Source organism: Paraburkholderia tropica (assembly GCF_914484835.1).
Lineage (GTDB): Bacteria > Pseudomonadota > Gammaproteobacteria > Burkholderiales > Burkholderiaceae > Paraburkholderia > Paraburkholderia tropica_A.
The window spans coordinates 1-5,980 of the sequence record NZ_CAJZAR010000120.1; the positions used below are offsets into that span (position 1 = coordinate 1).

6 protein-coding genes are annotated in these 5,980 nt (G+C 63.0%); 4 read left to right on the top strand and 2 right to left on the bottom strand.

All coding sequences use genetic code 11. The features are described 5' to 3' along the window. The coding region (locus LDO54_RS38685; protein WP_224018410.1) for a hypothetical protein at positions 1-459 on the bottom strand (459 nt) is incomplete at its 3' end. A 257-nt stretch (positions 460-716) separates the two neighbouring features. On the opposite strand from LDO54_RS38685, the gene LDO54_RS38690 reads away from it, so the two are divergent. The 3 genes from LDO54_RS38690 to LDO54_RS38700 all read left to right on the top strand — a co-directional run bounded on the left by LDO54_RS38690 (position 717) and on the right by LDO54_RS38700 (position 5,126). Continuing rightward, positions 717-935 carry a YdcH family protein gene (locus LDO54_RS38690; protein WP_224018411.1) on the top strand — a complete coding sequence of 73 codons (219 nt, stop codon included), beginning with the start codon at positions 717-719 and terminating at the stop codon, positions 933-935. 379 nt (positions 936-1,314) lie between these two features. Continuing rightward, a complete protein-coding gene (ppk2, locus tag LDO54_RS38695; protein ID WP_224018412.1) occupies positions 1,315-2,520 on the top strand; it encodes a polyphosphate kinase 2 in 1,206 nt (401 codons plus the stop codon). Positions 2,521-2,906: 386 nt separating this feature from the next. After that, a complete protein-coding gene (locus LDO54_RS38700; RefSeq protein ID WP_224018413.1) occupies positions 2,907-5,126 on the top strand; it encodes a sensor domain-containing protein in 2,220 nt (739 codons plus the stop codon). A 54-nt stretch (positions 5,127-5,180) separates the two neighbouring features. On the opposite strand, the gene LDO54_RS38705 is transcribed toward LDO54_RS38700, so the two are convergent. Continuing rightward, complete coding sequence (locus tag LDO54_RS38705; RefSeq protein WP_224018414.1) at positions 5,181-5,564, bottom strand: tautomerase family protein; 384 nt, start codon at positions 5,562-5,564, stop codon at positions 5,181-5,183. A gap of 142 nt (positions 5,565-5,706) precedes the next feature. On the opposite strand from LDO54_RS38705, the gene LDO54_RS38710 reads away from it, so the two are divergent. Beyond that, positions 5,707-5,980 (top strand): LysR family transcriptional regulator (locus LDO54_RS38710; RefSeq protein WP_224018415.1); only part of this gene is annotated, 274 nt, incomplete at its 3' end.

Sequence of the window (5,980 nt, forward strand, 5' to 3'; positions counted from 1 at the left end):
GGCGAGCGCCGCGATCGGCTCCGGTTCGCCGGCTGCGGCCAGCGCTTTGCGAAACGGCTCGGGCGCGGCATCGAACAGTGCGCCGTCGATGTCCTCGGCTTCCAGCGGCGCCTCGAAAATCGCCTCGACGATCTGGACGCCCGGCGTGAGCGTGCGGCGGCTCGACACGGCCACGCCGTGCGCCGCGCCGCGCGTTTCGACGGCGAGCCGCCAGCCCGCCCGCGCGAGCGCGCCGCTGCGATCGAAAACGACGCGGCGGATCGACGTGGGCGCATGGTCTTCGTCCTGCGCGGCAAGTTGCGGCAACGCAGCACTAACGGAATCGGCGAACGCGCGGGCGATCGTGAGGGAAGCCGCCGCCGGAATGGGCGACGCGGCGGAGACCGCGCAAAGATCGGCCTGAGCGGCCAGCGGCACGGCGCGCACGACATCGAGCACGATTTCGAGGACGCGGATCATTGACGCTCCGGGTTGTCGGTGGGGCGGCAGATGCGGCGACAAACAACAAGTGCGACGTCAGACGGTTCAGATTAGTCCTACGGCTGCGGCGCTCCTGTCCCGATATTACACGCGCTCACCCCGCTCTGCGCTTGGCAGCGACCCGAATCGGCGCTCACGGCTTGCACCGCTTGATGACGGTCAAAATCGTAAAAACGCGACGGTGAAACAATACTTACATAACTTGTCGACGTTCGCTGTTCCTTAAGGAGTATTGAGTGTTCCCCGAATTCCGAGAGCTGATCTCCCACCTCAAGATCCAGGACGATCATTTCGCCCGCCTCTTCAATCGCCACAACGATCTGGACCAGCAAATCAAGAACATGGAAGCGGGCATCGTGCCCGCGAACGGCATGGCCATCGAGCAGCTCAAGAAAGAAAAACTGCAACTCAAAGACTCGCTTTATCTGATTTTGCGCAAGGCATCGGACGCGTAAATCGCAGTGTCAGGTCGCGTGTCGCGGCGCAAAGTCCGTCTCCTCGCGGCCTGCGCCGCCATCACGATCACGCCATCGGCCGCGATCTGCCACGCGGCCGGTTGGCGATTCGCGAGCGGCCGTCTCGCATCCTTCGGATTCGCTTCGTGTCCGCTTCGGATTCGCTTCGTCTCCGTTTTGTATTCGTCTGCCGCACCGTCTGTCACCCGTCCCTCGCGCCTTTCAGTTTCGTCCCGCCGCGGCCCGCACGCCGAATTCGCGCACGCCGCCGCACATGGCCAATCGCGCGCAGTTTCCACCCGCAGTTTCCAGCTGTCGCCCATGTTCAATGCAGTCGGATTGGTACCGGCTCAACGCTTTCGTCGAGAGAACCTGACTTATGCCCAAAATCGTTCCCAACGTTTCTTCGCTGACACCCGCCTCCGCAGGCACGCGCAACCGCAGCGCGCGCAATGACGATGGCCCGGCCGCGCGCCAGCCCGAACTCACCCCGCTCGGCGCGGAACGCCGCACCGTCGACGACGCCGTGGAAGCCGCCACCCAGGTCATCGCAGGCGCGATGCAGGATCTCGTCTCAGGCAACTGCGTCGCGCCGGAATCCGGCCCGGCCAATGATGAAGCACGCGTCGGTGCAGTCGATGCGGCCGATGCCAACGGTGCTGGCCCCAACGCGCCTCCGCCGCTGCTCGACTCCATCGCCGCGCTGATGAAAGGCCTGTCGCCCGACGAAGCCGTGCAGCTGCGCAGCCTCATCCTCCAGGGCCAGCCGGCCGAATGGCGCCAGCCGCGCGCGCGCCATCCCGACGAGGAACTCGCGTCCGGCTGGCGCGACGGCGACTATCCGTATCGCAACCTCATGTCGCGGCGCGCTTACGAGCGCCAAAAATACCGGCTGCAGGTCGAACTGCTGAAACTGCAGGCGTGGGTGCGCGAGACCGGCCAGCGCGTCGTGATCCTGTTCGAGGGCCGCGACGCCGCCGGCAAGGGCGGCGCCATCAAGCGCTTCATGGAGCATCTGAACCCGCGCGGCGCGCGCGTCGTCGCGCTCGAAAAACCCACCGAGGTCGAACGCGGCCAATGGTACTTTCAGCGCTACGTGCAGCATCTGCCGTCGGCGGGCGAAATCGTCCTGTTCGACCGCTCCTGGTACAACCGCGCCGGCGTCGAGCGCGTGATGGGTTTTTGCTCGCCCGCCGAATACGCCGACTTCATGCAGCAAGCGCCGGAATTCGAGCGGCAATTGATCCGCAGCGGCATTCACCTGATCAAGTTCTGGTTCTCGGTGAGCCAGTCCGAGCAGCGCCGCCGCTTCAAGGAGCGCCGCGTGCATCCGCTCAAGCAGTGGAAGCTGAGCCCCGTCGATCTCGCCTCGCTCGACAAGTGGGACGAGTACACGCAAGCCAAGGAAGCGATGTTCTCGCAGACCGATACGGCCGACGCGCCGTGGACCGTCGTGCGCTCCGATTGCAAGAAGCGCGCGCGTCTGAACGCCATGCGCTACGTGCTGCACAAACTGCCGTATGCGAGCCGCGAGACCGAAGCGATTGGCACGGTCGATCCGTTGCTGGTGAGTCGCGCGCTTTGAGGGTGTCGCAGATTTTGTAACGCGCTGGCCGCGTTTAAAAAGGCGATTAAAAACCGCGCCGCAGGACACTGCGGCGCAGTTTTTTTGCGTCATGCGTTTGCGCGTGTCGCGGACTCGCACGCGCACGCATCACATCCCGGACCGGCGCAACGATCCGGGATCGAACGCCTTCGCCAGCGAATCAACGACTACGACGCGAGGTAGCCGGCACACGCTCGCTCGGCTTTCCATCCGCTTTCGAGCCGACAGACAACGCGGCCCCGGTTCCGTATCGTTGAAGTGAAACGTTTGCGTGCCAACAACGGCGCTTTTGCCATTGCGCGACCCGCTATGCCGCATATATTCTGAGCGGGCATCTCGCGAAGCCGACCAGATACTCGAAAAAAATGACAACTGAGCAAATCGGGGTAACGAATTCCGAATCCAGCCTATCCGGGCCGACCTCTCAGACCGAAGCATCGAGCAATCTGGTTGACCGGGACGCTGCCCGGCATATTGGCGACTTCATTGACTTGATGCGTGACCGCATCGAAGCGTGCTCGCCGGACAGCCCGACGCGCGACCAGGAGCAGAGTTTCAGGTTGCTGGTCGAAGGCGTCACCGACTACGCGATCTACATGCTCGACCCGAATGGCATCGTCGCGAACTGGAACGCCGGAGCGCAACGGGCGAAGGGCTATCAGGCGGCCGAGATCGTCGGCCAGCATTTCTCGTGCTTTTACGAGCCCGCGGATCGCGAGCGCGGCTTGCCGCAAGACGGACTCGACACGGCGCGTCAAAGCGGAAAGTTCGAGACTGAAGGCTGGCGCGTTCGCAAGGATGGAAGCCGGTTCTGGGCACACGTGGTCATTCAGCCGATCTACGACGACGCCGGCCTCCTGTTCGGCTTCGCAAAAATCACGCGCGACTGCACCGAACAGCGCGAGATCTCGCTTGCGCTCGAAGAGACCACACACAATCTGGATCTCGCGCTGGACAACATGTCCCATGGATTGTGTCTGTTCAATCGCCATGGACGCCTCGTGCTGTCCAACGACCAGTTCTCCCGCATCCTGTCGCTCCCTGACGGCGCCCTGTTCGCAGGGATGCGGCTGAACACGATGCTACGGTGCGTCGGCGAGCACGGCGGCATGCCGCAAGATCAAACGTCGGCGTGGGCCAGAAAGGTACGCACGCAGCTCGTTCACCGATCTGAAGCGGATCAGCAACAGGCGACGATGGAAGTCGCCCGTCTGGGCAGCAGCATCTCGGTCGTGACGCGCATGCTTTCGCATGGCGGCTGGGTGTCCACGATCGAAGACATGACCGAGCGGCGCATTGCGGAAAACCGTATCACGCATCTCGCTCACCACGATCACCTGACCGACCTGCCCAATCGTCTCAGCTTCCAGCAACGCTTGTCGGGGCTTGCGGAAAACGCATCGGCCGAGCGGCCATTTGCCCTGCTTTTTCTCGATCTGGATCGATTCAAGTCGGTCAACGACACGCTGGGTCATCATGTCGGCGACGAACTGCTCAAGGCCGTGGCGCGCCGACTCGCTCGCACCGTGCGCGCGAGCGACCAGTTGGCTCGCTTGAGCGGCGATGAGTTCGCGATTCTGCAAGTGCCGTTTCGAAGCGTGGACGACGCGGCGGAACTCGCGCAACGATGCATCGAGAACCTTTCCGCGCCGTTCGAAATCGCGAGCAATGAAATCAGCGTTGGCGCAAGCGTCGGTATCGTCATTCACGCGCGCGCAGGGATCGACGCGGGGACGGTGCTTCAGCGAGCCGACCTTGCGCTATACGCGGCCAAACGCGACGGCCGCAACTGCTTTCGCCTGTACGACAGCGGCATGAACAACCCGATCCGACTGCGCAACGAACTCGAAGACGATCTGCGGCGCGCCTTGCGCGCGAATCAACTCGAATTGCATTATCAGCCGATCGTCGAAGCGCATAGCGGAATCACCACCGCATGCGAGGCGCTGCTGCGTTGGCGTCACCCCAAGCGCGGTCCCGTGTCCCCCGCCGAATTCATCCCGATTGCGGAGGAGCGAGGCCTGATGCCGGAACTCGGCGCGTGGGTGCTGGAGAAGGCGTGTCGGGACGCGGCGCTCTGGCCGGCGCATATTCGCCTGAGCGTCAATGTTTCGCCGGCTCAACTGATACACGCGGACTTTACGCACATCCTGGCGAAAGCACTCAGGAACGCGGCGCTTCCGGCGCATCGCCTGGAAGTGGAAATCACCGAAACGGTGCTGCTGGAATCGTCCGGCACGTCGTCGCGCATCCTGAACGAAATTCGTGCGATGGGCGTGGGCGTCGCGATGGACGATTTCGGTAAGGGCTACTCGTCATTGGGTTTGCTGCAGAGCGTGCCCTTCACGCGGGTGAAGATCGATCGCGGCTTTGTCAATGGACTGGGGAACAATCCGAAATCGGCGGCGATTATCCACGCGATCACCGAACTATGCCGAAGTCTCGATCTCCCGATCACCGCGGAAGGCGTCGAAACGGGAGATCAACGGCAAGCTTTGCTCGACGAACGCTGTCACGAGCTACAAGGCTTTTTCTTCGCCAGGCCGACGCCTGTCATTGCGCTTGAGCGTTATCTGAATGCGTAGTGGGCCTATAAGCACTCATAAGCCACGCTGCTTCGTGTGACCCGAGACGCTCACTCACGTCGCATACTGCGCCACCCCGTTGCCAAACGACCAGTTCTCGCGCGCGACATCCACGAGATTGACGAACACATCCTCGCGCCGCACGCCCGGATCGCGCGCGAGGTTTTCCGCGATCTGCGCGAATAGCGCCTTCTTCTGATCCTGCCCGCGCGTATTGCTCACGGCGATCTGGATCATCACGAGGTCGTCGCTGCGCTCGATGCCGAGGTAATGGCGGCCGAACACGAAGTTATCGGCGTCGTGCTCGGTGACGATCATGAACTGGTCGTCCTCGGGCGCCTTGAACACTTCCATCAGCGCGAGATGCACGCCTTGCATCAGGGCCTTGCGATAGGTTGCGGGCTTGCCTGCGCGCACGGCGATTCGGGTGAACGGCATGTCAGTCTCCTTCGAGGTCTTCGGGAATGAACCGGCTTCGGCGCCGACAAAGCGCAGCAGCAGGTTCGACATGACATCAGCTTAGTCGCCGTCTATCATAATAAACAGATATCACTGCATATTTCATCCATTTACGTTTGAAATGAAACCACTCGATCTCGACGCCGTGCGCGCCTTCGTTCTGGTCGCCGAATTGCGCAGCTTCACGCGCGCCGCCGACGCGCTCGACACCACGCAATCCGCCGTCAGCCTCAAGCTCAAGCGCCTCGAAAGCCATCTGGGCCGTCAGCTGCTCGAACGCACGCCGCGCGTCGTGCGGCTCGCGCCCGACGGCCTCGCGTTCCTCGGCCCCGCGCGCGATCTGCTGGGCGCGCACGAGCGCGCGCTCGGCACGCTCGGCGGCGATGCGCGGCGGC

Coding starts and splice junctions, on each gene's coding strand:
- ppk2 (WP_224018412.1), top strand. CDS start 1,315: ATGCCCAAAATCGTTCCCAACGTTTCTTCGCTGACACCCGCCTCCGCA.
- LDO54_RS38700 (WP_224018413.1), top strand. CDS start 2,907: ATGACAACTGAGCAAATCGGGGTAACGAATTCCGAATCCAGCCTATCC.
- LDO54_RS38705 (WP_224018414.1), bottom strand. CDS start 5,564: ATGCCGTTCACCCGAATCGCCGTGCGCGCAGGCAAGCCCGCAACCTAT.